Source organism: Enterobacter sp. ECC-019 (genome assembly GCF_043974075.1).
Lineage (GTDB): Bacteria > Pseudomonadota > Gammaproteobacteria > Enterobacterales > Enterobacteriaceae > Enterobacter > Enterobacter asburiae_D.
In genome coordinates this window covers 981940-1007668 of sequence record NZ_CP143759.1, presented here as the reverse complement: position 1 = coordinate 1007668, position 25729 = coordinate 981940, and the positions used below count along the sequence as shown (strand labels likewise).

General features: G+C 59.1%; 28 protein-coding genes. 25 read left to right on the top strand and 3 right to left on the bottom strand.

Going from position 1 to position 25729, the window contains the following annotated elements; genetic code table 11:
• The first annotated feature begins 301 nt into the window (after positions 1-301).
• From V1566_RS04685 to phnP, 16 genes are all read left to right on the top strand, one after another.
• Positions 302-637 (top strand): zinc ribbon domain-containing protein YjdM, encoded by a 336-nt coding sequence (locus tag V1566_RS04685; protein ID WP_023334217.1) that lies wholly within the window; start codon positions 302-304, stop codon positions 635-637.
• 80 nt (positions 638-717) lie between these two features.
• Positions 718-1161, top strand: a complete 444-nt coding sequence (yjdN, locus tag V1566_RS04680) for a VOC family metalloprotein YjdN (protein ID WP_395305202.1) — start codon at positions 718-720, stop codon at positions 1159-1161.
• A gap of 173 nt (positions 1162-1334) precedes the next feature.
• A complete protein-coding gene (gene phnC / locus V1566_RS04675) occupies positions 1335-2123 on the top strand; it encodes a phosphonate ABC transporter ATP-binding protein (protein ID WP_023334215.1) in 789 nt (262 codons plus the stop codon).
• Between the two features lie 24 nt (positions 2124-2147).
• Positions 2148-3164 (top strand): phosphonate ABC transporter substrate-binding protein, encoded by a 1017-nt coding sequence (gene phnD, locus V1566_RS04670; RefSeq protein ID WP_395305201.1) that lies wholly within the window; start codon positions 2148-2150, stop codon positions 3162-3164.
• A 102-nt stretch (positions 3165-3266) separates the two neighbouring features.
• A complete protein-coding gene (gene phnE / locus V1566_RS04665; protein WP_223562212.1) occupies positions 3267-4046 on the top strand; it encodes a phosphonate ABC transporter, permease protein PhnE in 780 nt (259 codons plus the stop codon).
• Positions 4047-4066: 20 nt separating this feature from the next.
• Complete coding sequence (gene phnF, locus V1566_RS04660) at positions 4067-4792, top strand: phosphonate metabolism transcriptional regulator PhnF (protein WP_395305200.1); 726 nt, start codon at positions 4067-4069, stop codon at positions 4790-4792.
• On the top strand, positions 4793-5245 hold the full coding sequence (gene phnG, locus V1566_RS04655) for a phosphonate C-P lyase system protein PhnG (protein ID WP_395305199.1): 453 nt from the start codon (positions 4793-4795) through the stop codon (positions 5243-5245).
• A complete protein-coding gene (phnH, locus tag V1566_RS04650) occupies positions 5242-5826 on the top strand; it encodes a phosphonate C-P lyase system protein PhnH (RefSeq protein ID WP_395305198.1) in 585 nt (194 codons plus the stop codon). Before phnG ends, phnH begins: the two co-directional genes overlap by 4 nt.
• Entirely contained in the window at positions 5826-6890 is a 1065-nt protein-coding gene (locus tag V1566_RS04645) for a carbon-phosphorus lyase complex subunit PhnI (protein ID WP_395305197.1), read from the top strand. The genes phnH and V1566_RS04645 overlap by 1 nt, the downstream gene beginning before the upstream one ends.
• On the top strand, positions 6883-7728 hold the full coding sequence (phnJ, locus tag V1566_RS04640; RefSeq protein WP_023310087.1) for an alpha-D-ribose 1-methylphosphonate 5-phosphate C-P-lyase PhnJ: 846 nt from the start codon (positions 6883-6885) through the stop codon (positions 7726-7728). The genes V1566_RS04645 and phnJ overlap by 8 nt, the downstream gene beginning before the upstream one ends.
• The gene (gene phnK / locus V1566_RS04635; protein ID WP_213329605.1) at positions 7725-8480 is read left to right on the top strand and encodes a phosphonate C-P lyase system protein PhnK; all 756 of its coding nucleotides are present in this window, start codon (positions 7725-7727) and stop codon (positions 8478-8480) included. The genes phnJ and phnK overlap by 4 nt, the downstream gene beginning before the upstream one ends.
• Positions 8481-8586: 106 nt before the next feature.
• Positions 8587-9267 carry a phosphonate C-P lyase system protein PhnL gene (phnL, locus tag V1566_RS04630; protein WP_395305196.1) on the top strand — a complete coding sequence of 227 codons (681 nt, stop codon included), beginning with the start codon at positions 8587-8589 and terminating at the stop codon, positions 9265-9267.
• Positions 9264-10400 carry an alpha-D-ribose 1-methylphosphonate 5-triphosphate diphosphatase gene (phnM, locus tag V1566_RS04625; RefSeq protein ID WP_395305195.1) on the top strand — a complete coding sequence of 379 codons (1137 nt, stop codon included), beginning with the start codon at positions 9264-9266 and terminating at the stop codon, positions 10398-10400. Before phnL ends, phnM begins: the two co-directional genes overlap by 4 nt.
• Positions 10397-10948, top strand: coding sequence for a ribose 1,5-bisphosphokinase (gene phnN / locus V1566_RS04620; RefSeq protein WP_395305956.1), 552 nt, complete (start codon positions 10397-10399; stop codon positions 10946-10948). The genes phnM and phnN overlap by 4 nt, the downstream gene beginning before the upstream one ends.
• On the top strand, positions 10941-11375 hold the full coding sequence (gene phnO, locus V1566_RS04615; RefSeq protein WP_395305194.1) for an aminoalkylphosphonate N-acetyltransferase: 435 nt from the start codon (positions 10941-10943) through the stop codon (positions 11373-11375). The genes phnN and phnO overlap by 8 nt, the downstream gene beginning before the upstream one ends.
• Positions 11376-11384: 9 nt before the next feature.
• On the top strand, positions 11385-12143 hold the full coding sequence (gene phnP, locus V1566_RS04610; RefSeq protein ID WP_395305193.1) for a phosphonate metabolism protein PhnP: 759 nt from the start codon (positions 11385-11387) through the stop codon (positions 12141-12143).
• 82 nt (positions 12144-12225) lie between these two features.
• Here phnP and yjdP read toward each other — a convergent pair whose 3' ends face one another.
• Together yjdP and V1566_RS04600 are read right to left on the bottom strand one after the other, a co-directional pair.
• The gene (yjdP, locus tag V1566_RS04605) at positions 12226-12549 is read right to left on the bottom strand and encodes a DDRRRQL repeat protein YjdP (RefSeq protein ID WP_395305192.1); all 324 of its coding nucleotides are present in this window, start codon (positions 12547-12549) and stop codon (positions 12226-12228) included.
• Positions 12550-12618: 69 nt separating this feature from the next.
• Positions 12619-14901, bottom strand: a complete 2283-nt coding sequence (locus V1566_RS04600) for an ATP-binding protein (RefSeq protein WP_395305191.1) — start codon at positions 14899-14901, stop codon at positions 12619-12621.
• A gap of 140 nt (positions 14902-15041) precedes the next feature.
• Here V1566_RS04600 and V1566_RS04595 point away from each other — a divergent pair, with 140 nt between their 5' ends.
• Genes V1566_RS04595 through V1566_RS04570 form a run of 6 tightly spaced genes read left to right on the top strand, consistent with a single transcriptional unit; the run spans position 15042 to position 21136 of the window.
• Complete coding sequence (locus V1566_RS04595) at positions 15042-16559, top strand: sugar ABC transporter ATP-binding protein (protein ID WP_395305190.1); 1518 nt, start codon at positions 15042-15044, stop codon at positions 16557-16559.
• Positions 16556-17551: a ribose ABC transporter permease gene (locus tag V1566_RS04590; protein ID WP_395305189.1), complete on the top strand. Its 996-nt coding sequence runs from the start codon at positions 16556-16558 to the stop codon at positions 17549-17551. Before V1566_RS04595 ends, V1566_RS04590 begins: the two co-directional genes overlap by 4 nt.
• A 32-nt stretch (positions 17552-17583) precedes the next feature.
• Entirely contained in the window at positions 17584-18525 is a 942-nt protein-coding gene (locus V1566_RS04585) for an ABC transporter substrate-binding protein (protein ID WP_021242935.1), read from the top strand.
• Between the two features lie 49 nt (positions 18526-18574).
• Entirely contained in the window at positions 18575-19261 is a 687-nt protein-coding gene (locus tag V1566_RS04580) for a D-lyxose/D-mannose family sugar isomerase (RefSeq protein ID WP_395305188.1), read from the top strand.
• A gap of 10 nt (positions 19262-19271) precedes the next feature.
• Positions 19272-20132, top strand: coding sequence for a ketose 1,6-bisphosphate aldolase (locus tag V1566_RS04575; protein ID WP_237848058.1), 861 nt, complete (start codon positions 19272-19274; stop codon positions 20130-20132).
• Entirely contained in the window at positions 20132-21136 is a 1005-nt protein-coding gene (locus V1566_RS04570; RefSeq protein WP_395305955.1) for a carbohydrate kinase family protein, read from the top strand. Before V1566_RS04575 ends, V1566_RS04570 begins: the two co-directional genes overlap by 1 nt.
• On the opposite strand, the gene V1566_RS04565 is transcribed toward V1566_RS04570, so the two are convergent.
• Positions 21133-21864 carry a response regulator gene (locus V1566_RS04565; RefSeq protein ID WP_395305187.1) on the bottom strand — a complete coding sequence of 244 codons (732 nt, stop codon included), beginning with the start codon at positions 21862-21864 and terminating at the stop codon, positions 21133-21135. The two genes, V1566_RS04570 and V1566_RS04565, sit on opposite strands and share 4 nt — an antisense overlap.
• Positions 21865-22120: 256 nt before the next feature.
• On the opposite strand from V1566_RS04565, the gene fdhF reads away from it, so the two are divergent.
• The 3 genes from fdhF (at position 22121) to V1566_RS04550 (ending at position 25541) form a co-directional block, all read left to right on the top strand.
• On the top strand, positions 22121-24268 hold the full coding sequence (gene fdhF, locus V1566_RS04560) for a formate dehydrogenase subunit alpha (RefSeq protein ID WP_395305186.1): 2148 nt from the start codon (positions 22121-22123) through the stop codon (positions 24266-24268).
• Between the two features lie 324 nt (positions 24269-24592).
• On the top strand, positions 24593-24745 hold the full coding sequence (locus V1566_RS04555; protein WP_042719158.1) for a Hok/Gef family protein: 153 nt from the start codon (positions 24593-24595) through the stop codon (positions 24743-24745).
• A gap of 121 nt (positions 24746-24866) precedes the next feature.
• The gene (locus V1566_RS04550) at positions 24867-25541 is read left to right on the top strand and encodes a tetratricopeptide repeat protein (RefSeq protein ID WP_395305185.1); all 675 of its coding nucleotides are present in this window, start codon (positions 24867-24869) and stop codon (positions 25539-25541) included.
• Positions 25542-25729 lie beyond the last annotated feature (188 nt).

Here is a 25729-nt window from a genome sequence, read left to right as displayed (position 1 = left end):
AAGTCAGGAGATAAATAACAATGAGTCGCTTCACCTTATCCGAAATGGAGGAGCGTAGCAATTTGCCGCAATAAAATATTCGATATATTTAGCCCCCATTCTTTCCACCGTGTTAATGACGTAAGCATCGCTTAACTGACTGACAGGAAGTGTCACTCCCGATACGCTTTTTGCATTTTTTTAATTCACAATATCACCGACAACCGTGTGGATTTGCGCTATACTTGCCGCCTTTTTCGGCACGCTGCCGTCATTTAGCTGGCACTTTCCAGCGCGTTTACACTTTTTTGAGGATACCGATATGTCACTCCCACATTGCCCAAAATGCAATTCTGAATACACCTATGAAGATAATGGCATGTTCATCTGCCCGGAATGCGCTCACGAATGGAATGATGCCGAACCATCCCACGACGCTGATGCACTTGTCGTAAAAGATGCGAACGGCAATCTGCTGGCGGACGGCGACAGCGTTACCGTGGTTAAAGATCTGAAAGTGAAAGGCAGTTCTTCCATGCTGAAGATTGGTACCAAAGTGAAGAATATCCGTCTGGTTGAAGGCGATCATAATATCGACTGCAAAATTGACGGCTTCGGTCCGATGAAGCTGAAATCAGAGTTCGTGAAAAAGAACTGATTTACCCGCCCGGTGGCGCTTCGCTTACCGGGCTTTCGGGAACTACACTTAACGGGCTTTTCTTACGTGAGGTAAAGATTATGCCGTTAAGTCCCTACATCTCTTTCGCCGGCAACTGCGCAGAGGCCACCGCCTTCTACCAGCAAGCCGTCGGCGCAGAACTTCTCTATAAAATCACCTTCGGCGAAATGCCAAAAAGCGATAACAGCGATGAAGGCTGTCCTTCCGGTATGCAATTTCCGGATTCGGCTATCGCTCACTCCAACGTTCGCATTGCGGGCAGCGATATCATGATGAGCGACGGGATGCCGCCGGGCAGCAACACGCAGTACGCGGGTTTCACGCTGGTACTCGATACCCAGGACGTCAATGAAGGCAAGCGCTGGTTCGACAACCTCGCCGCGGGCGGCAATATCGAAATGGCCTGGCAGGAAACCTTCTGGGCACACGGTTTCGGTAAAGTCACCGATAAATACGGCGTGCCGTGGATGATTAACGTCGTTAAGCAACACCAAACATCGTAGGCCGGATAAGCGCAGCGCAGCCGGCAACAGCGCCCGGTGGCGCTGCGCTGACCGGGCCTACGGTGATTGTCATCAAACTCCGCTCAACTCTTCAAACTCCCGCAACCCAGACTTAACCAAAATGTCACATTGATGCGCCAGCATGAGGCCACATTTATCGTGAGGCCCAGCACATGCAAACCGTCATCCGCGTCGAGAAACTGAGCAAGACCTTCAATCACAATAAGGCTCTGCATGCCGTTGATCTGACCGTCCAGCAGGGCGAAATGGTGGCGCTGCTGGGGCCATCCGGTTCAGGTAAATCCACCCTACTGCGTCATTTAAGCGGCCTTATCACCTGCGATAAAACGCCGGAAAGCCATGTCGAGCTGCTGGGCAATACCGTACAGCGCGCGGGGCGTCTCGCCAGCGATATCCGCAAGAGCCGCGCCCAGACGGGCTACATCTTCCAGCAGTTCAACCTGGTGAACCGCCTGACGGTGCTGGAGAACGTGCTGATTGGCGCGCTCGGCAGCACCCCGTTCTGGCGTACCTGCCTGCGCTGGTTCTCCCCTTCCCAGAAGCAGGAAGCCTTACAAGCGCTGACCCGCGTCGGCATGGCGCATTTCGCCCACCAGCGCGTCTCCACCCTGTCCGGTGGACAACAGCAGCGCGTCGCCATTGCCCGCGCCCTGATGCAAAAAGCGCAAATCATTCTCGCTGACGAACCCATTGCCTCGCTGGACCCGGAGTCCGCCCGCATCGTGATGGAGACCCTGCGCGACATTAACCAGAACGACGGCATCACCGTGGTGGTCACGCTGCATCAGGTGGATTACGCCCTGCGCTACTGCGAACGCATTGTCGCCCTGCGTCAGGGACACGTGTTCTTTGATGGCGCGAGCCATCAGTTTGATAACGAACGTTTTGACCATCTCTACCGCAGCATTAACCGCGTCGAAGAGAACGCGCAGGCTGCTTAATTAAACCCGATCCGAGGAAAGTACATGAGCTACAAAGCCGTTGCCGCGCTGGCCTTTACCAGCATGTTCAGCATCAGCACCCTGTTAAGCCCAGCGTATGCGGAAGAGCAGGAAAAAGCGCTGAACTTCGGCATTATTTCGACGGAATCACAGCAGAACCTGAAGCCTCAGTGGGAACCGTTCCTGAAAGATATGGAAACCAAGCTGGGGATCAAAGTGAACGCCTTCTTCGCCCCGGACTACGCGGGCATCATCCAGGGGATGCGCTTTAATAAAGTGGACATCGCCTGGTACGGCAACCTCTCCGCCATGGAAGCGGTGGACCGCGCGAACGGCCAGGTCTTTGCCCAGACCGTTGCCGCAGATGGCTCCCCTGGCTACTGGAGCGTGCTGATCGTGAACAAAGACAGCCCGATCAACAACCTCAACGACATGCTCGCCAAACGCAAAGAGTTGACCTTCGGCAACGGCGACCCGAACTCCACCTCCGGTTATCTTGTCCCCGGCTACTACGTCTTCGCCAAAAACAACGCCTCCGCCAGCGACTTCAAACGCACGGTGAACGCCAGCCACGAAACCAACGCCCTGGCCGTGGCCAACAAGCAGGTGGACGTTGCCACTAACAACACCGAGAACCTCGACAAGCTGAAAACCTCAGCGCCGGACAAGCTGAAAGAGATCAAGGTTATCTGGAAATCGCCGCTGATCCCCGGCGACCCGATCGTGTGGCGTAAAAACCTGTCTGAAAGCACCAAGGACAAGGTGTACGACTTCTTTATGACCTATGGCAAAACGCCGGAAGAGAAAGCGGTCCTGGAGCGTCTGGGCTGGGCACCGTTCCGCCCGTCAAGCGACCTGCAGCTGGTCCCGATTCGTCAGCTGGCGTTGTTTAAAGAGATGCAGGGCGTGAAGGACAACAAAGGGCTGAAGGACGAGGAGAAGACCAGCAAAGTGGCCACCATTCAGGCCCAGCTGGAAGACCTCGACCGCCTGACCGCCGCGCTCGGTGCAATGACCAACGTGAATAAAGCGGTGCAGTAACGCTTTTCGCCCGGTGGCGCTGCGCTTACCGGGCCTACATTTTGGATCGTAGGCCGGATAAGCGTAGCGCCATCCGGCACACAAAGATTCGCGGGGTAACACATGCAAACCATCACCCTCCCACCGCCGAAGCGCAGCTGGTTCTCGCTCATAAGCTGGGCAATCCTGCTGGCGGTGCTGGTTATCTCCTGGAAGGGCGCGGAAATGGATCCGCTGCTGCTCTTCAAAGACGCTGGCAACATGGCGACCTTCGCCGCCGACTTCTTCCCGCCGGACTTCAGCCAGTGGCAGGACTATCTCAGCGAAATGGCGGTTACACTGCAAATCGCCGTCTGGGGTACCGCCCTTGCCGTCGTTCTCTCCATTCCATTTGGCCTGATGAGCGCCGAAAACATCGTGCCGTGGTGGGTGTATCAGCCGATGCGTCGCCTGATGGACGCCTGTCGCGCCATCAACGAAATGGTCTTTGCGATGCTGTTCGTGGTCGCCGTCGGCCTGGGCCCGTTCGCCGGCGTGATGGCGCTGTTCATCCACACCACCGGCGTGCTTTCCAAGCTACTCTCCGAAGCGGTCGAAGCCATCGAGCCCGGCCCGGTGGAAGGCATCCGCGCAACGGGCGCCAATAAAATCGAAGAGATCCTTTACGGCGTCCTGCCGCAGGTGATGCCGCTGCTGATCTCCTACTCCCTGTACCGCTTTGAGTCCAACGTCCGCTCCGCCACCGTGGTCGGCATGGTGGGCGCAGGCGGGATTGGCGTCACCCTGTGGGAAGCGATTCGCGGTTTCCAGTTCCAGCAAACCTGCGCCCTGATGGTGCTCATCATCCTCACCGTCAGCCTTCTGGATTTTCTCTCTCAACGTTTGCGTAAGCACTTCATCTGAGAAGCGAGGCTTTGTTTTCTATGCACTTATCCAGACATCCGACCAGTTACCCCACCCGCTGGCAAGAGATTGCGGCAAAGCTCGAAGTGGAGCTGCGCACGCACTACCGCTGCGGGGACTACCTCCCCGCCGAGCAGCAGCTTGCCGACCGCTATGAGGTGAACCGACACACCCTGCGCCGCGCCATTGACCAGCTGGTCGAGCGCGGCTGGGTCCAGCGCCGTCAGGGCGTGGGCGTGCTGGTGCTGATGCGCCCGTTCGACTACCCGCTAAACGCCCAGGCGCGCTTTAGCCAGAACCTGCTGGATCAGGGCAGCCATCCGACCAGCGAAAAGCTGCTCTCGGTATTGCGCCCGGCCTCCAACCACGTGGCGGACGCGCTGGGCATTCAGGAGGGCGATAACGTCATTCATCTGCGCACCCTGCGCCGCGTTAACGGCGTGGCGGTGTGTCAGATAGACCACTACTTCGCGGACCTCGCCCTCTGGCCTGTACTCCAGCATTTCTCCAGCGGCTCGCTGCATGATTTTCTTCAGGGTGCGACAGGCATTGCGCTTAAACGTACCCAGACGCGCATCAGCGCCCGTCGCGCGCAGGCGAAAGAGAGCAAGGTGCTCGAAATTCCCAATATGGCCCCGCTGCTCTGCGTACGCACCCTCAACCACCGTGACGGCGAGATCAACGCGACGGAATACTCCGTCAGCCTGACCCGCGCCGACATGATCGAATTCACCATGGAGCACTGAATGCACTTCGATACCTCCACCCGACAGCGCTGGATGCGCGTTCTGGCCCACAGCCAGCCTGCCGTGCTCTCTGCCCGCATGAGCGCCCTGAGTCTGGCACCCGATTACGACACCCTCCGCGCCCCGGAGATCGGCCTCGTTCAGATCCAGGCGCGCATGGGCGGCACCGGCGAGCGCTTCTTCGCCGGAGACGCCACCCTCACCCGCGCCGCAATCCGCCTGAACAGCGGCACGCTGGGCTACAGCTACGTGCTGGGGCGCGACAAAGCCCACGCCGAGCGCTGCGCGGTGATCGACGCGCTTTTACAGGAACAACCCTATTTCCAGACGTTAATGGAAACCCTTATTGCCCCGCTGGAAGCCGACCGCGACGCGCGCATTGCCGCACGTCAGGCCGAAGTGAACACCAGCCGGGTCGACTTCTTTACGCTCGTTCGCGGAGACAACGCATGACGCTTCAACCTGCTTTTACCCTGGCCGTCCAGGATGCCCAACACAGTTTTCGTCGCCTGCTGAAAGCGATGAGCGAGCCGGGCGTGATTGTTTCGCTGCACCAGCTTTCACAGGGCTGGCTGCCGCTGAATCTGGCGACCACCAGCGTGCTGCTGACGCTTGCCGACAACGACACCCCGGTGTGGCTTTCGGGCGCATTATCCAACGATATCGCCAGCCAGAACCTGCGTTTTCATACCAGCGCCCCGCTGGTCGATCAGCCCCAGCAGGCAATCTTTGCCGTGGCCGATGAGCAAATCAGCCATGAACAGCTCAACGCCCTGAGCGAAGGTAGCGCCGTCGCCCCGGAGACCAGCGCCACGCTGATTTTGCAAGTCTCCAGCCTGAGCGGCGGCCGCATGCTGCGCCTCACGGGGGCAGGCATCGCCGACGAGCGCATGGTCGCGCCGCAGCTGCCGGAGTGCATCATTCACGAGCTGACCGAACGCCCGCACCCGTTCCCGCTGGGCATTGACCTGATCCTGACCTGCGGCGAGCGCCTGCTGGCAATCCCGCGGACCACCCTCGTGGAGGTGTGCTGATGTACGTTGCCGTCAAAGGAGGCGAGAAGGCCATCGCTGCCGCCCATGCGCTACAGGCGCACAGACGACGGGGCGATGAACGGCTTTCCGAGCTGAGCGTCGCCCAGATCGAGCAGCAGCTAAATCTTGCCGTCGACCGCGTGATGACCGAGGGCGGCATCGCCGACCGCGAGCTGGCGGCGTTGGCCCTGAAGCAGGCCAGCGGCGACAACGTGGAAGCCATCTTCCTGCTGCGCGCCTGGCGCACCACCGTTCCCCGCCTGGCGGTCAGCGAGCCGGTGAATACGGCGGAGATGCGCCTGGAGCGCCGCATTTCTGCCGTTTATAAAGACATCCCCGGCGGCCAGCTGCTTGGCCCAACCTACGACTACACCCATCGCCTGCTGGATTTTACTCTGCTGGCGAACGGCGAAGCGCTGCAGCTGAGCACTTCTGACGCCGAACAAGAACCGTCTCCGCACGTCTTCAGCCTGCTGGCGAAACAGGGTCTGGCGAAGGCGGAAGAAGATTCTGGCGCGCAGCCGGATGACATCACCCGCACGCCGCCGGTTTACCCGTGCTCGCGCTCGTCCCGCCTGCAGCAGCTGATGCGCGGCGACGAAGGCTATCTGCTGGCGCTGGCCTACTCCACCCAGCGCGGCTACGGGCGCAACCACCCGTTTGCGGCCGAAATTCGCAGCGGCTACATCGACGTCGAAATCGTGCCGGAAGAGCTGGGTTTTGCGGTAAACGTCGGCGAACTGCTGATGACCGAGTGTGAAATGGTGAACGGTTTTGTCGCGCCCGAAAATGAAGACCCTCACTTTACCCGCGGCTACGGGCTGGTGTTCGGCCTCGGCGAGCGCAAAGCCATGGCAATGGCGCTGGTCGACCGCGCACTCCAGGCATCGGACTACGGCGAGCACATTGCAGGCCCGGCGCAGGACGAAGAGTTCGTGCTGGCCCACGCGGATAACGTTGAGGCCGCCGGTTTTGTCTCGCACCTCAAGCTGCCGCACTACGTCGATTTCCAGGCTGAACTGGAACTGCTGAAACGCCTGCAACGGGAGCGCACCAATGGCTAACTTAAGCGGCTACAACTTTGCCTATCTGGACGAGCAAACCAAACGCATGATCCGCCGCGCGATACTGAAAGCGGTGGCCATTCCGGGCTATCAGGTGCCGTTCGGCGGCCGCGAAATGCCGATGCCCTACGGCTGGGGCACGGGCGGTATTCAGATCACCGCCAGCGTGATCGGCGAGGCGGACGTGCTGAAGGTCATCGACCAGGGTGCCGACGACACCACCAACGCCGTGTCGATCCGCAGCTTCTTTCAGCGCGTCACCGGCGTCAATACCACCGAAAAAACCGAAGACGCGACGCTGATCCAGACCCGTCACCGCATCCCCGAAACCCCGCTGACGGAAGATCAGATTTTGATTTTCCAGGTGCCGATCCCGGAGCCGCTGCGCTTTATCGAGCCGCGCGAAACCGAAACCCGCACCATGCACGCGCTGGAAGAGTACGGGGTAATGCAGGTGAAGCTGTATGAGGATATCGCCCGCTTCGGCCATATCGCCACCACCTACGCCTATCCGGTGAAGGTAAACGGGCGCTACGTCATGGACCCGTCGCCGATCCCGAAATTCGATAACCCGAAGATGGACATGATGCCCGCCCTGCAGCTGTTCGGCGCCGGGCGTGAAAAACGCATCTACGCCGTCCCGCCGTACACCCGGGTGGAGAGTCTCGATTTCGACGATCACCCGTTTACGGTGCAGGAGTGGGACGAACCGTGCGCCATCTGCGGCTCCAAACACAGCTATCTGGATGAAGTGGTGCTGGACGATACGGGCAAACGGATGTTTGTCTGCTCCGACACCGATTACTGCCGCCAACAGAGCGAGGCGAACGGCCAATGAAACCGCTGCTTTCGGTTAATCATCTGACTCACCTGTATGCGCCGGGCAAAGGCTTTAGCGACGTGTCGTTCGAGCTGTGGCCGGGCGAAGTGCTGGGTATCGTCGGCGAGTCCGGCTCTGGCAAAACCACCCTGCTGAAGTCCATCTCCGCGCGCCTGACGCCGCAACACGGCGAGATCTTGTATCAGGGACGCTCCCTCTACGGCATAAGCGAGGCCGAGCGCCGCCGCCTGCTGCGCACCGAGTGGGGCGTGGTGCATCAGCACCCGATGGACGGCCTGCGCCGTCAGGTCTCCGCCGGGGGCAACATCGGCGAACGCCTGATGGCCACCGGCGCGCGCCACTACGGCAACATCCGCGCCACCGCCCAGCACTGGCTGGAGGAGGTGGAAATCCCCGCCTCGCGCATCGACGACCTGCCGACAACCTTCTCCGGTGGGATGCAGCAGCGCCTGCAGATTGCCCGCAACCTGGTGACCCATCCGAAGCTGGTGTTTATGGACGAACCCACCGGCGGGCTGGACGTCTCCGTGCAGGCGCGCCTGCTCGACCTGCTGCGCGGTCTGGTGGTGGAGCTGAACCTTGCGGTGGTGATTGTCACCCACGATCTGGGCGTTGCGCGCCTGCTGGCGGACCGTCTGCTGGTGATGAAGCAGGGCCAGGTGGTGGAAAGTGGGCTAACCGACCGGGTGCTCGACGATCCACACCATCCGTACACCCAGTTGCTGGTGTCGTCCGTGTTGCAGAACTGAGGGCGCTGTCGCCGGGTGGCGCTGCGCTTACCCGGCCTACGAACACCGCACCTGTAGGCCGGGCAAGGCGAAGCCGCCACCCGGCAAAACGAATCGCGAGGCCAACATGATCCACGTACAAAACGTAAGTAAGACCTTTGTGCTCTACCAGCAAAACGGCGTGCGCCTGCCGGTGCTGCAAAATGCCTCGTTAGAGGTCAGCAGCGGCGAATGCGTGGTGCTGCACGGCCATTCCGGCAGCGGAAAATCCACCCTGCTGCGCTCCCTGTACGCTAACTACCTCCCGGACGAAGGTCACATTCACATTCGCCACAACGATGAATGGGTCGATCTGGTGCAGGCTCCCGCGCGTAAAGTGCTGGAAGTGCGCCGCACGACGATCGGCTGGGTAAGCCAGTTTCTGCGGGTGATCCCGCGGATCTCCGCCCTGGACGTGGTGATGCAGCCCCTGCTGGATCTCGGCGTGCCGCGCGAAGCCTGCGCCGCCAAAGCCACCAGCCTGCTGACGCGCCTCAACGTGCCCGAGCGCCTGTGGCACCTTGCCCCGTCGACTTTTTCCGGCGGCGAGCAGCAGCGCGTCAATATCGCCCGCGGGTTTATCGTCGACTACCCGATTTTACTTCTGGATGAACCCACCGCCTCGCTCGACGGTAAAAACAGCGCGGCCGTGGTGGAGCTGATCGAACAGGCTAAAGCGCGCGGGGCGGCGATTGTCGGGATCTTCCACGACGCAACCGTTCGTAACCGCGTGGCGGACAGACTGCACCCGATGGGGACAAACGCATGATTATCAATAACGTCAGGCTGGTGCTGGAAAATGAAGTCGTTGATGGCTCGGTTGAAGTCCATGAAGGCGTTATTCGCGCCTTTGCCGAAACCCAGAGCCGTACCCCTGAAGCGATGGACGGCGAAGGCGGCTGGCTGCTACCGGGGTTGATTGAACTGCATACCGATAATCTGGATAAATTCTTCACCCCGCGTCCGAAGGTGGACTGGCCCGCCCATTCGGCGATGAGCAGCCACGACGCGCTAATGGTCGCCAGCGGCATCACCACCGTGCTCGATGCGGTGGCCATTGGCGACGTGCGCGACGGCGGCGATCGCCTGGAGAATCTGGAGAAGATGATCAACGCCGTGGAGGAGACGCAAAAACGCGGCCTCAACCGCGCCGAGCACCGTCTGCACCTGCGCTGCGAGCTGCCGCACCACACTACCCTGCCGCTGTTTGAAAAGCTGGTCGGGCGCGAGCCGGTCTCGCTGGTCTCCCTGATGGACCACTCGCCGGGGCAGCGCCAGTTCGCCAACATTGAGAAGTATCGCGAATACTATCAGGGCAAATATTCTCTCAACGATGCGGAGATGGCCCGTTACGAGGAAGAGCAGCTGGCGCTTGCGGCACGGTGGTCGCAGCCTAACCGCCTTAAGATTGCCGCCATGTGCCGTGACCGCAACATCGCGCTGGCCAGCCATGACGACGCCACGCACGATCACGTCCTCGAATCTCACCGACTTGGCAGCGTGATCGCCGAATTTCCCACCACGTTCGAAGCCGCGGAAGCCTCACGCAGGCACGGCATGAACGTGCTGATGGGCGCACCGAACATCGTGCGCGGCGGATCGCACTCCGGCAACGTCGCGGCAAGCAGGCTCGCCTCCCTCGGCCTGCTGGATATTCTCTCGTCCGACTACTACCCCGCCAGCCTGCTGGATGCGGCGTTCCGGGTGGCGGATGACGAAGGCAACAGCTTTACGCTGCCGCAGGCGATTCGCCTGGTGACGAAAAACCCGGCCTCGGCGCTTAACCTTCACGATCGCGGTGAAATCGCCGAGGGTAAACGCGCGGATCTGGTGCTGGCCCACCGCAAGGGGGAGCACGTTCATATCGACCACGTCTGGCGTCAGGGAAAAAGGGTGTTCTGATGGGAAGGCTCATCTGGTTAATGGGGCCCTCCGGCTCCGGTAAAGACAGCCTGCTGTCCGCCTTACGGCAGCGGGAACATCCGCAGCTGCTGGTTGCGCACCGCTATATTACCCGCGCGGCCAATGCAGGGAGTGAAAACCATATCGCCCTGAGCGAGCAGGAGTTTTTCACCCGTGCCGGGCAAAACCTGCTGGCGCTGAGCTGGCATGCCAACGGCTTTTACTATGGCGTGGGCATCGAAATCGACCTCTGGCTGCACGCGGGTTTTGACGTGCTGGTTAACGGCTCACGTGCGCATCTGCCACAGGCGCGCGCCCGCTACGAAACGGCCCTGCTTCCGGTTTGTCTGCAGGTTTCGCCGGACGTCCTGCGCAGCCGGTTGCAGAGTCGGGGGCGTGAATCAACCCGTGAGATCGATCAGCGGCTTGAGCGTGCGGCCCGCTATACCCCGTCCGACTGCCACATCCTCAACAACGACGGAAGTTTGCTACAGTCAGTCGATACCTTTTTATCGCTTATCCGTCAGAAGGAGAACCAGCATGCCTGACTGCCAGCTTCGCCCCGCTACTGCCGACGATGCGCAGATTGTCTATGCCCTCATCTGCGAACTTAAGCAGGCAGAATTCGATCATCAGGCGTTTCACGCGGGCTACCTTGCCAACCTGCAGGATCACAACATGCGCTACCAGCTTGCCGAAATGGACGGGCAGGTCATCGGCATGATCGGTCTGCACATGCAGTTTCACCTGCACCATGCGCGTTGGATCGGCGAGATCCAGGAGCTGGTGGTGATGCCGCAGGCGCGTGGGCACAAAGTGGGCAGCCAGCTTCTGGCATGGGCGGAAGCGATCGCTCGCCAGGCTGGTGCTGAGCTAACGGAGCTCTCCACCAGCGTGAAGCGCACCGACGCGCACCGTTTTTACGTGCGTGAAGGATATACGCAGAGCCATTTCCGATTCACTAAACCGCTGTAGAGGTGCGTTATGAGTCTGACCATTACGTTGACGGGAACGGGTGGCGCCCAGCTGGTGCCGGTCTTTGGCTGCGACTGCGCGGCCTGCCGCCGGGCGCGCCTGCAGGACAACTATCGCCGTCGCCCCTGTAGCGCGGTGGTCAAATTCAACGATGCGGTGACGCTGCTGGACGCGGGCATTCCGCATCTGATGGACGACTGGCCGGCGGGCAGCTTCCAGCAGTTTTTGCTGACCCATTATCATATGGATCACGTTCAGGGACTCTTCCCCCTGCGCTGGGGCGTTGGCGCGACGATTTCGGTTTACGGTCCGCCGGACGAAGCAGGATGCGACGACCTGTTTAAACACCCCGGGATTCTGGATTTCAGCCACACGGTCGAACCGTTTGTGATGTTTGAACTTCAGGGAATGCGGGTTACGCCGCTGCCGCTTAACCATTCAAAACTGACCTTCGGGTATTTGCTGGAATCGGCCCACAGCCGCATGGCCTGGCTTTCCGACACCGCCGGGCTGCCGGAAAAAACAGTGAAGTTCCTGCTCAACAATCAGCCGCAGGCGATGATTATCGACTGCAGCCATGAACCGCGCGACAAGACGCCGCGCAATCATTGCGACTTAAATACCGTGATTGCGTTAAACGAAACGATTGGCTGCCCTCAGGTGATCCTGACGCATATCAGCCATCAGTTTGACGTGTGGATGATGAATAATTCGCTACCCGACGGCATTGAAGCGGGGTATGACGGGATGGTATTGGTACTCGACTGAGTTTTGCCGGGTGGCGGCTGCGCCTTACCCGGCCTACGGTCCAGGGTTTTGTAGGCCTGCGTAAGCGAAGCGCCACCAGGCTTTAGCCTCGATCGTAATCGTCTTCTAACCTGCGCTCATCTTCTTCTAACCGACGGCGATCGTCATCCAACTGACGCTGACGCTCATCGAGACGGCGACGTCTGTCTTCAAGCTGCCGACGACGATCGTCGTACTGTCGGCTGTCGATTTGACGGCTGCGGTCATAACGATCGTCATCGTCATCGCTGCGGCTGCTGCTGGGGTTATAAGCATCATTGATCGCCTGTTGAATGTTGCCAATAGCATCATCAACAATATCGGCATGAGCCAGCTGGCTGGTGAGTGACAGCAGACCAAATAACAGAGCAGTTGAGTAACGTTTCATAAGGCCAGACTCGCAGGTGAACTGGCCTTACAATAATGAACGACAGGGAACGGGGGTAGCGGAGGAATCTCAAATTACCATGACCTTCCGCAGCGCCTGCGCCAGCTGCACTCGCGTAAACGGCTTACGCAGTAACTGAACGTCCGGCAGTTGAGGGTTGTGTGTGGGCCGTAAATCCTGGCCGCTGATCAGCAACACCGGAAGCTGCGGGTAATGATTACGCACATGGCTAATCACCTCGGCTCCACTGAGGCTGCCGGGAAGCATCAGATCGCTGATAAACATGCCAATATCCGGTGACGCCGCCAGCATGTTCAGCGCCTGCTCGCCGTTGTCTGCTTCCAGTGTCAGGTAACCAAGCTGATGCAGCTGCTCGCACAGGGTCTGACGGACGTCCGCCTCATCTTCCAGCACCAGAACCAGCCGCTCGCTATCGACGGAGTCGGTGGCTGACAGCGCTTCATCATCTGCAGCGGCGGGCAGCACAGAGCGCGGGAGATGAAGCCGGACGGTCGTTCCCTGCCCCGGCGCGCTTTCGATCTCCACGCGCCCGCCGGACTGGCGTACAAAGCCGTAGACCATCGACAGGCCTAACCCACTCCCGCTTCCGGTCTGCTTGGTGGTGAAGAACGGTTCAAAGACCCGGGATTTTACCTCCTGCGACATGCCGCTACCGCGGTCAATCACTTCCAGCGCCACCATATCCTGCCGGCGCCCGTCGCTGCGGGTAACGCGCTGATTCCAGGTGCGGATTTTTATCACCCCGCTTTGTCCTTCCATCGCATCGCGGGCGTTCATCACCAGGTTGATGATGGCGTTTTCCAACTGGCTGACGTCTATCCATGCGGGCCACGCCGGGGTTTGCGCTTCAATCTCCAGGGTCAGGGTGGCAGGCAAAGAGTGGCGCATCAGTTCCCGGAGGTTCTCCAGCAGCGGCAGCATCTCTACCGCATGCGGCGTCAGGGATTGCTTGCGGGAAAACGCCAGCAGACGCTGCGTCAGTAAGGCGCCACGCTCGGCCGCCTTCTGCGCCCGGGTGATGCGCGGCGCATCTTTTGATTCAGGATCGGTAAGTTCAAGGCTGCCGATGATCACCGCCAGCAGGTTGTTAAAATCATGCGCCAGCCCACCGGTCAGCTGTCCAACCGCCTTCATCTTCTGGCTGTGCAGGAGCGCCTCTTCCAGCCCCTGACGCTCAATACGGTCGATCTCCATCTGCGTGGTTTTCTCTTTCAGCAGCCGCGTGGTGTGCTCAAGCGAGGCGGTATTACGGGCAAAAACGTTAAACGCGCGCGCCAGCTCGCCCAGCTCATCACGCCGCTGGAGGGCGGGAACGGAAACATCCTGTTCGCCGTGGGCAAGGCGCGACATCGCCCGGGAAATAGCCGTCAGGTTAGAGGCCAGATTGCGGTAGATATACCAGCAGGCGCACCCGGTGATGATCAGCGCCAGGACGGCGAAAATGCTGATAAACACGCTGATGGATTGTAGCTCGTGATGGCTCTGGGCCGTGCGAAGCCGGGAGGCCTGCGCCACCTGCTCGACGTACTGATTAATGTCACTGTTAAGGATCGCCACCAGCGCCTTGATGTGAAACATATACCAGCTTATCGCCAGATCGCTCTCTTCCAGCTGCTTCGACAGCGGGGCGAGCTTGCCTAACTCGGCATTAAAATCAGGCAGAACGCTCTTCACAACCGGCTGCGCGGCATTTCGGGGCAGCGTTGCGGCCACCGCGTCCAGTTGATGAACGGTCGCGCGCGGCGAAGGGGTGTCGATGGCAGCAGCGATCAGCCGGTCCATCTCCATCAGCTGCTGCGCATCCGGTACGTTGCTGCCATAGCGGCGGTTGATGTCCTGCAGATGACGCAGGTAGCTCTGGCTTTGATACAGCGAGCTCAGCAGCGCGTTACGCTCCAGATGGCGTCGCTGCCCGCGCTCAAGCATCTCCGTCACGCTCTGCTGGAGCTCATTGCTTCGTTGAATAATACGCGCCACCAGCGCCGGCTCCTGCTGCGCCAGCGGTGCATCCGCAAGCTGCTCCAGTGAGCGACGCAGCGCCATTTGCATCTGCTTCAGGCGCTCGGCTTCGCCTTTGTACTCCAGCGCCCCCACCACCTGCGAGAGCCGCACCGCTGCCGTCGCCACGTTGGCGGTATCACGGGCCAGGTTCATGCTGCCGGTCATATCATCCAGCGTTTGCTGCTGAACCTGCTCCTGGATTTGACTGGCGTGACGAAAGCCGAGCACCGCCACGCCGCTCACCATCAGCGTAACGGCGACCACCAGCAGATTGAAAATCAGCAGGCGTCCGCGGGCGCTGGCGAAGAAGGGGGGACGGCGTGATGGCATGGATTTGGGCTCCTGTGCGGTAAGGAAAATGTGATGGCGATTAGCTATTCATAACTATGACAAATATGAACAGCTTCTGACATTTTGCATTTACGCACCTGTGATGAAGTGCAGATATCGGCATTCGCAGGAGATCCGTCATGAGCAGAACCCCGGTATTAGAGATGCGCAGCATTGCCAAAACGTTTGGCAGTTTCCACGCGCTCAAGGGTGTAGATTTGACGGTCTTTCCCGGTGAGATCCACGCGCTGATGGGTGAAAACGGCGCGGGAAAAAGCACGCTGATGAAAATCCTCGCGGGAGCCTATACCGCCACCAGCGGTGAGATCCTGATCGACGGTCAGCCGTTTCACATTAAAGGGCCGAAAGATGCGCTGGCCGCAGGCATTACCCTGATTTATCAGGAGATGCAGCTCGCACCCAATCTGACCGTTGCCGAAAATATCTTTCTTGGCAGCGAGCTGTCGCGGGGTGGGATGGTGCAGCGCAAAGAGATGGCCGCCCAGGCGCAGGCGGTGATTGAGCGGCTCGGCGCACAGTTCAATGCCACCGACCTGGTGATGAAGCTGACCATCGCCGAGCAGCAGCAGGTGGAAATTGCCCGCGCGCTGCACCGCAACAGCCGCATTCTGGTGATGGATGAACCCACCGCCGCCCTCTCCTCGCGGGAAACGCACCGCCTGTTCGAACTGATTTTGCGCCTGCGCGATGAAGGGATGGCGATCATCTATATCAGCCACCGTATGGCGGAAGTGTATGAACTCTCTGACCGCGTCAGCGTGCTGCGTGACGGGCAGTACGTCGGCAGCCTGACGCGCGACAAGCTGAATGCCTCTGAGCTGGTGCGCATGATGGTGGGCCGCCCGTTAAGCGACCTGTTCAATAAAGAGCGTGATATTCCCCTCGGCAGCCCGCGCCTCAACGTCCACCACCTCACCGACGGTAAAAAAGTACAGCCGTGTAGTCTGCAGGTACGTTCCGGCGAAATCGTCGGGCTGGCGGGCCTGGTTGGGGCCGGACGCTCCGAGCTGGCACAGCTCATCTTCGGTGTGCGTAAAGCCACCGGCGGCATGATTGAGGTCGACGGCGAGCCAGTGGTGATCCACTCCCCGCGCGCGGCCATCGAAAACGGCATCGGTTTTCTCACCGAAAACCGCAAGGAGCAGGGGCTGTTCCTTGAACTGGCGGCGCAGGAGAACATCACCATGGCGACGCTGGAGCGCGACGCCACCTTCGGCATGTTAAACCGCAAAAAAGCGCAGGCCATTTCCGATGACGCTATTGCCCTGCTCAACATCCGCGTACCGCATTCGCAGGTGCGCGCGGGCGGGCTGTCCGGCGGCAATCAGCAAAAGCTGCTGATCTCCCGCTGGGTGGCCATCGGCCCGCGCATTCTGATTCTGGACGAACCCACGCGCGGCGTGGACGTCGGTGCGAAAAGCGAGATCTACCGCATCATGAACCAGATGGCGCGCAAAGGGGTGGCGATTTTGATGATCTCCAGCGAGCTGCCGGAAGTGGTAGGCATGAGCGACCGGGTCTACGTGATGCGGGAAGGCAGTATTGCGGGTGAACTTCACGGGCGCGACATCTCTCAGGAAAACATTATGACGCTGGCAACCGGCGTGAACGATACTCATCAGGCGGTGCAATCATGACAACTCCTACCCATACACAGCAGGTGGCGAAATCCGCCTCTGCCAAAAAAATGCTGATGAGCGATCTGATGCAAACGGTCGGTATTCTGCCGATTCTTATCCTGATTGTGGCGGTATTTGGCTTTATCGCCCCTAACTTCTTCACCGAGAGCAACCTGCTCAACATTACCCGCCAGGCGTCAATCAACATCGTGCTGGCGGCGGGAATGACCTTTATCATTTTAACCGGTGGGATTGACCTCTCCGTCGGCTCGATTCTCGGCACCACGGCGGTCGCGGCGATGGTGGTCTCGCTTATCCCTGAATTTGCCATGCTCTCCATTCCGGCCGCGCTAATGCTCGGCATGGTGTTGGGGCTGTTTAACGGCGCGCTGGTGGCCTTTGCCGGGCTGCCGCCGTTTATCGTCACACTCGGCACCTATACGGCACTGCGCGGCGCGGCGTATCTGCTGGCCGACGGCACGACGGTCATTAACTCCAACATTAACTTCGAGTGGATCGGCAATAACTACCTCGGCCCGATTCCGTGGCTGGTGGTGATCGCGCTGGCGGTCATTGCTATCTGCTGGTTCATCCTGCGCCGCACCACGCTCGGCGTACACATCTATGCAGTGGGCGGCAACATGCAGGCGGCGCGACTGACCGGCATTAAGGTCTGGCTGGTGCTGCTGTTTGTCTACGGCATGAGCGGCCTGCTCTCCGGGCTTGGCGGCGTCATGAGCGCCTCGCGCCTCTACAGCGCCAACGGTAACCTCGGCATGGGTTACGAGCTGGATGCGATTGCGGCGGTGATCCTCGGCGGCACCAGCTTCGTCGGCGGGATCGGCACGATCACCGGCACGCTGGTCGGCGCGCTGATCATCGCCACCCTTAACAATGGCATGACGCTGATGGGCGTCTCCTACTTCTGGCAACTGGTGATCAAAGGGGCGGTGATCATCATAGCGGTGCTGATCGACAAATACCGTACCCGACACCATCAAAGTGCATAATAACAAAACCCTACAGCTTCGAGGAAAACCCTATGCGTTTGAAACCGTTAGTGACCGCGCTCTGTGCTGGCGCACTGCTTGCCGCAACACCGTTTGCGCAGGCAAAAGATCTGAAGTCCATCGGCGTGACGGTGGGCGACCTGGCTAACCCGTTCTTTGTGCAGATCACCAAAGGTGCCGAGCTGGAAGCGCGCAAGCTGGCTGGCGATAACGTCAAGGTGACGCTGGTTTCCAGCGGGTACGATCTGGGTCAGCAGGTAGCGCAGATCGACAACTTCATCGCCGCGAAGGTGGACATGATCATCCTCAACGCTGCGGATTCCAAAGGGATCGGCCCGGCGGTGAAGCGCGCGAAGGACGCCGGGATCGTGGTCGTTGCGGTTGACGTGGCGGCGGAAGGCGCTGATGCGACCATCACCTCCGATAACACCCAGGCGGGCGAAATGGCCTGTAAGTACATTACCGACCGCCTGAAAGGGAAAGGCAACGTGGTGATCATCAACGGACCACCGGTCTCTGCGGTGCAAAACCGCGTGGAAGGCTGTCAGACGGAATTCAAAAAACATCCGGATATCAAGGTGCTCTCGGATAACCAAAACGCCAAGGGCAGTCGTGAAGGCGGTCTGGAAGTCATGACCTCCCTGCTGGCGGCCAATCCGAAGATCGACGGCGTGTTTGCGATTAACGATCCGACGGCGATCGGCGCCGATCTGGCCGCGAAGCAGGCTCAGCGCAACGAGTTCTTTATCGTCGGCGTGGATGGTTCTCCGGACGGTGAGGAAGCGCTGAAGCGCGAAAACTCCCTGTTTGTCGCCACCCCGGCGCAAGATCCGCAGGTGATGGCGGCAAAAGCGGTGGAGATCGGCTATGACATTCTACAGGGCAAACCTGCGCCGAAAGCGCCGGTGCTGATCCCGGTGACGATGATCGATAAAAAGAACGTCGGCACGTATAAGGGTTGGACGGTTAAATGATCCTTTTCCCTCTCCCGGTGGGAGAGGGAACTGTTTTCAAGGAGTCCCCATGAAACGCTCCGACATCAATGAAATTCTCGGCCACACGCGACAATTCTTTTCCATGCACGACGTGCATCTCCCGCCGTTTGCCAGCTTTCCGCCAACAAAATGGCAGCAGCTTGACCAGGCCGCATGGCAGGAGGTATTCGACCTCAAGCTCGGCTGGGACGTGACGGCGTTCGGCGGCAACAGCTTTGCCGCTGAGGGTCTGACGCTGTTTACCCTGCGCAACGGCTCGCCCAACGGCGTGCCTTATGAAAAGTGCTATGCCGAAAAAATTATGCACGTGCGTGACGGCCAGGTGACGCCGATGCATTTTCACTGGCGCAAGCGAGAAGACATCATCAACCGGGGCGGCGGGAACCTGATTGTAGAATTGTGGAATACCGGTGCGCATGAAGAGACGGAAAACACCGACGTAACGGTCACCGTCGACGGATGCCGTCAGACCCACGCGCCCGGCAGCCAGCTGCGCCTGCTGCCCGGGGAAAGCATCTGCCTGACGCCCGGTCTGTACCACAGTTTCTGGGGCGAACGCGGCTTCGGAGACGTGCTGGTCGGCGAAGTGTCATCGGTAAACGACGACGAGCACGATAACCACTTTTTGCAGCCCGTTGCCCGCTATAACAACATCGAAGAAGACGAACCAGCGCTACTGGTGCTATGCAACGAGTACAACCTGTTTCGGATATAAGGGGTGAATGATGCCATTGATTTCTCTTGCCGACGGTCTTGAGCACGCCCGGCAACATCGCTACGCGCTGGGCGCGTTCAACGTGCTCGACTCCCACTTCCTGCGCGCGCTGTTCGCCGCCGCGAAGCAGGAACGCTCGCCGTTTATCATCAATATCGCCGAAGTGCATTTTAAGTACGTGTCTCTGGATTCGCTTGTCGAGGCGGTTAAGTTCGAAGCCGCTCGTCACGACATTCCCGTGGTGCTTAACCTCGACCACGGGCTGCATTTTGAGGCCGTCGTACGCGCCCTGCGCTTAGGGTTCAGCTCGGTGATGTTCGACGGCTCTACGCTGAGCTATGAGGAAAACATTCGCCAGACGCGGGAGGTGGTGAAGATGTGCCACGCGGTGGGCGTGTCGGTAGAGGCGGAACTGGGCGCGGTCGGTGGTGATGAAGGCGGCGCGCTTTACGGGCATGCGGACGAAGCGTTCTTTACCGACCCGCAGCTGGCGCGCGAATTTGTCGATTCAACCGGCATTGACGCGCTGGCGGTTGCCATCGGCAACGCGCACGGCAAATACAAAGGCGAGCCGAAACTCGATTTCCCACGCCTGGACGCCATTCGCCAGCAGACGGGGTTGCCGCTGGTTTTACACGGCGGCTCCGGGATTAGCGATGCCGACTTCCGCCGCGCCATCGAGCTGGGTATTCATAAAATCAACTTCTATACCGGCATGTCACAGGCCGCGCTTGCCGCCGTTGAGCAGCGTATGGCAAACCGCCAGCCGCTCTATGACGAGTTTGCCGAGCTGCTGCTGGGGATAGAAGAGGCGATAACGGATACGGTCGCCGAACAGATGCGCATCTTCGGCAGCGCGGGGCAGGCATGATGGAACGCAAAGGCATCATCGCCGCAGGCAACATGCTGGTGGATCACGTCCACCAGATCGTGCAGTGGCCGGAGCGCGGCTGGCTGGCGGAAATCACCCACAGCGAACGCTCAACCGGCGGGGCGCCGCTCAACGTGCTACTGACGCTGGCGAAAATGCACGTTGGACTGCCGCTGCAGGCGGTGGGGCTGATTGGCGAAGATGGCGACGGGGATTACATTCTGGCGATGCTCGACCAGTACCATGTCAACCGCCAGCGCGTACAGCGCACCACCTTTGCCCCGACCTCCATGTCGCAGGTGATGACCGATCCCAGCGGACAGCGCACCTTTTTCCACTCGCCGGGCGCCAACCGCCTGCTGGATCTTCCTGCCTTCGATCGCTTAGACGAATCGATGAAGATCTTCCATCTCGGCTACCTGCTACTGCTCGACAGCCTGGATATGCCCGATGACGAGTTCGGCACCCGCAGCGCGCGGCTGCTGGCGCAGATGCGCGACCAGGGGTATGAAACCTCGCTCGACCTGGTGTCCCGCAAGGGCGACCCGCGCTACCAGCCGCTGGTGCTCCCTGCCCTGCGCCATCTTGATTATCTGGTTATTAACGAGCTGGAAGCCGGGGAGTTTAGCGGGCTGGAGATGCGCGACGGCAGCGACGCGCTGAACACAGCCCATATTGCTGAAGCCGCCGCGCAGCTGCTGGCGGCAGGCGTTCGCCAGCGGGTGGTGATCCACTGCCCGGAAGGCGCATGGGGTGAAGCACCGGGTGAGCAAGGTCGCTGGATCCCATCATGGTTGCTGGAGCAAAAAGACATTGTCGGCAGCGTCGGCGCGGGCGATGCGTTTTGCGCGGGGTTTTTATACGGCTGCCATGAATCGCTGCCGCTCACGGAGAGCATTTATCTGGCGCACGCCTGCGCGCGGGCAAGCCTGCTGGCCGCCAATGCGATTGACGGCGCGAAAACGCTGGCCGAGCTGCAGCTGTTTATCAAAGAGAATACCTAGGCCGCTTTCTCGCTGTGGGAAACGTCGGTGGCAAACACATAGCCTAACCCACGGATGGTTTTGATGAGCGCTGGCTGATGCGGGTTAGCCTCGATCTTCCGGCGCAGGCGCATGATCAACACGTCAATCGTGCGGTCGAACACGTCGGCGCTTTCGCTGTGGGTCAACTCAAGCAGCCGGTCACGGCTCAGCACCCGACGGGCATTTTGCGTGAGCGCCAGCAGCAGGCCGTACTCGCCCTGGGTTAAGGGGACAGGATTACGCTGCGGATCGCTCAGCTCGCAGCGGGAGGTATCGAGCGTCCATCCGTTAAAAGCAATGCCCGCTACGGGCGCTGCGGGAACTTCAGCAGCAAGCACACCGGTACGGCGCAATACCGCTTTAACGCGGGCGACCACCACGCGCGGGTTGAATGGTTTGCCAATATAATCGTCGGCTCCCATCTCCAGCCCCACCACCACGTCTGACTCACTCCCCAGCCCGGTTAGCATCACAACCGGTAGCGCCGGCCGCTGCTTTTGCAGCTGCAGCAGAACCTGCAGGCCGTTGATATCCGGCAGCATCATATCCAGCAGCACCAGCGCGATATTCGGCTCCTGCTGTACCTGCCGCAGTGCATCCTGGCCGTTATGGCAGACAAGCACGCTAAAGACGTGCTCGCTCAGCACGTCCTGAAGCAGTTCGCAGACTGCCGTATCGTCATCTACCACCAGAATCGCCGGTTTCATCGTATGCTTCCGTCAGGGGATTATGTTAAGTCTGAACCATTCTGCCGCCGGCTCCAGTCAAATCTTTTTTTCAGTGACGGAAATTCAACCCATGTCACATCCGCTGCCCTGTCGACACGTCAATTTTGACGATTGGCTGTTTTTTGTCAGGGTTTTCACCGCGAATGAACCGTAAAGTCAGGGTATACCCATACGAAAAACATGGCATAGAAGCTGCATAGTGGGTGCGAATGATTCGATTAACTGGAGCAGACTGATGAAAAAAGTCGTCACGGTTTGCCCTTATTGTGCCTCAGGTTGCAAGATCCACCTGGTGGTCGATAACGGCAAAATCGTCCGGGCAGAGGCCGCACAGGGGAAAACCAACCAGGGCACGCTGTGCCTGAAAGGTTACTACGGCTGGGATTTTATTAACGATACCCAAATCCTCACCCCGCGCCTGAAAACCCCTATGATCCGCCGCGAGCGCGGCGGCAAACTGGAAGCCGTCTCCTGGAGCGAGGCGCTCGATTATGTCGCCACGCGTCTTAGCGCCATCAAGGCCAAATATGGCCCGGATGCGATTCAGACCACCGGCTCTTCACGCGGGACGGGGAATGAAACCAACTATGTGATGCAAAAATTCGCGCGCGCCGTTATTGGAACCAATAACGTCGACTGCTGCGCTCGCGTCTGACACGGCCCATCGGTTGCAGGTCTGCACCAGTCGGTCGGTAACGGCGCAATGAGTAATGCCATCAACGAGATAGATAATACCGATCTCGTCTTCATCTTTGGTTATAACCCGGCGGATTCTCACCCTATCGTCGCGAACCACGTTATTCGCGCTAAGCAGAATGGGGCGAAAATCATCGTCTGCGATCCGCGTAAAATTGAAACCGCGCGCATTGCGGATATGCACATCGCGTTGAAAAACGGCTCGAACATCGCGCTGTTGAACGCAATGGGGCACGTCATTATTGAGGAGAATCTGTACGACCAGGCGTTTGTCGCGACCCGTACGGAAGGTTTTGAAGAGTACAAGAAAATAGTCGAAGGCTATACGCCGGAGTCGGTTGAAGCGATCACCGGCGTCAGCGCGCAGGAGATCCGCCAGGCGGCACGGATGTATGCCGGGGCGAAAACCGCCGCCATCCTCTGGGGTATGGGCGTGACCCAGTTCTACCAGGGTGTGGAGACCGTGCGTTCCCTGACCAGCCTCGCCATGCTGACAGGAAACCTTGGCAAGGCGCACGTCGGCGTCAACCCGGTACGTGGTCAGAATAACGTTCAGGGTGCCTGCGATATGGGGGCGCTGCCGGACACCTATCCGGGCTACCAGTACGTGAAGTTCCCGGAAAATCGTGAGAAATTCGCGAAGGCCTGGGGCGTGGAAAGCCTGCCAGAGCATACCGGGTATCGCATCAGCGAGCTGCCGCACCGCGCGGCGCACGGCGAAGTGCGTGCGGCCTACATCATGGGTGAAGATCCGCTCCAGACCGACGCCGAGCTGTCTGCGGTGCGCAAAGGGTTTGAGGATCTGGAGCTGGTGATTGTCCAGGATATCTTCATGACCAAAACCGCGGCGGCGGCGGATGTGATTCTACCGTCGACCTCCTGGGGCGAGCATGAAGGCGTCTACACGGCGGCGGACCGCGGCTTCCAGCGCTTCTTTAAGGCGGTCGAGCCGAAGTGGGATCTGAAAACGGACTGGCAGATCATCAGCGAAATTGCCACCCGCATGGGCTACCCGATGCACTACAACAACACTCAGGAGATCTGGGACGAGTTGCGCAGTCTGTGCCCGGACTTTTATGGGGCAACCTATGAAAAAATGGGTGAGCTGGGGTACATCCAGTGGCCGTGTCGCGATGAGTCTGAATCCGACCAGGGGACGTCGTACCTCTTTAAAGAGAAGTTCGACACCCCGAACGGGCTGGCGCAGTTCTTCACCTGCGACTGGGTCGCGCCGATCGATAAGCTCACCGATGAGTATCCGATGGTGCTCTCCACCGTGCGTGAAGTGGGCCACTACTCCTGTCGTTCGATGACCGGCAACTGCGCCGCGCTGGCGGCGCTGGCGGACGAACCGGGCTACGCGCAAATCAACACCGCCGACGCGCAGCGCCTTGGTATTGAGGATGAAACGCTGGTGTGGGTGAATTCGCGCAAAGGGCGGATCATCACCCGTGCGCAGGTCAGCGATCGTCCGAACAAAGGGGCGGTCTATATGACCTACCAGTGGTGGATTGGCGCCTGTAACGAGCTGGTAACGGAAAACTTAAGCCCGATAACCAAAACGCCGGAGTATAAATACTGCGCCGTGCGCCTGGAGCCGATTGCGGATCAACACGCAGCGGAACAGTATGTGATCGACGAATATAACAAGCTGAAAGCCCGACTGCGCGAAAGCGCAATGGGTTGAAGCCGTTAATTCATCGTTGAATAAAGGGAGTGAAATATTCACTCCCTTTTTATTTCCGCTTAACCCATAAAATACATCAATTATTATTCTGGAAAGCGGCTCGCAGAAATAATGTAATTTTCGCGAAAAAGAATTACATCTTTGCATTTTAATTCAGAGGGATAAGATGTGCGGCGGGTGCTTAAGACTTTCTGTCTTGAGCATTGTTGAGGGACAGAAAGTAGGAAGCCCCGGGAAATTTTCATTTACCCGAGGCTACTCTTCCTCAACTCCCAACAAGTTGAGAGTAGCCTCTTATTCTTTTTTACACAAGGAGTAAAAGGCATGACGCCATTAAAAACTGCGTTAGGCATCGTCTTTATTATTTGCCTGACGATAGTGATCTTTACCTTTATTACTCGCGGCAGGCTCTGCGAGTTTTCAATAAAGAGTGAACATCAGGAGGTGGCGGCAAAATTAGCCTGCAACGCAGGCTAACCTCTACGGGCGGAACAAGGGTTCCGCCCGGCTTGTAGGATGCTGAGGTCTTAATGCACCCATTTTTTTCTTCCGCCACCGCGATTATACTGCGCGGCGTGTACCCAGATGATAAGAATCCATGAAATCCTTTTTTCTGTTGTTGTTATTTTTAACCTCGTTCGCTCGCGCGGATGAGATCGGCAGCCAGTACCAGAAACAGGCGGAAGCAGGCGATGCCCGCGCCCAGTATTATCTTGCTGATACGTACTTTAGTTCCGGTGACAGCAAGCAGGCAGCGCTTTGGGCCGAGAAAGCCGCTAAAGGCGGCGATGTCGACGCCATGGGGCTGCTCTCGCAAATCCTCTTTACCCAGGGAAATTATGCGCAGGCCAAAGCACTGGCGCAGCAGGCAACTATCGCGGGCAGCAAACGTGGCGCAATCATGCTGGCGCGCGTGCTGGTGAACACCCAGGCGGGGAAAACCGACTATCCCCAAGCCATTAAACTGCTGCAAACGGCGACCGAGGATATCGACAACGACTCCGCGGTTGATGCGCAACTGCTGCTGGGGCTGATTTATGCCAACGGCGTTGAAGTGGCGCAGGATGACGCTCAGGCGGCTGCGTGGTTTAAGCGCAGTTCGTCTCTGTCACGTACGGGATACGCAGAATACTGGGCTGGGATGCTGTTCCAGCAGGGCGAGAAAGGCTTTATTACGCCAAATAAACAGAAAGCGCTGTACTGGTTGAACCTGAGCTGTACGGAAGGGTTTGATACCGGATGCGAAGAGTTTGATGCGTTGAGCGGGGAGTAAAGTGCCGGGTGGCGGCTTCGCCTTACCCGGCCTTGTATTATCCTTCCGTGCAGAAAGAACCGGCCAGTACTTTCTGCCATGCAGTCCACATGCCGTACCCGGCCTTAGGCCACGCGCCTGTGTTGTAGATCCCTGCAGTGGACTGCACCTTCTCCACAAGTGACAAACCGGACAGTATCATGGACCGG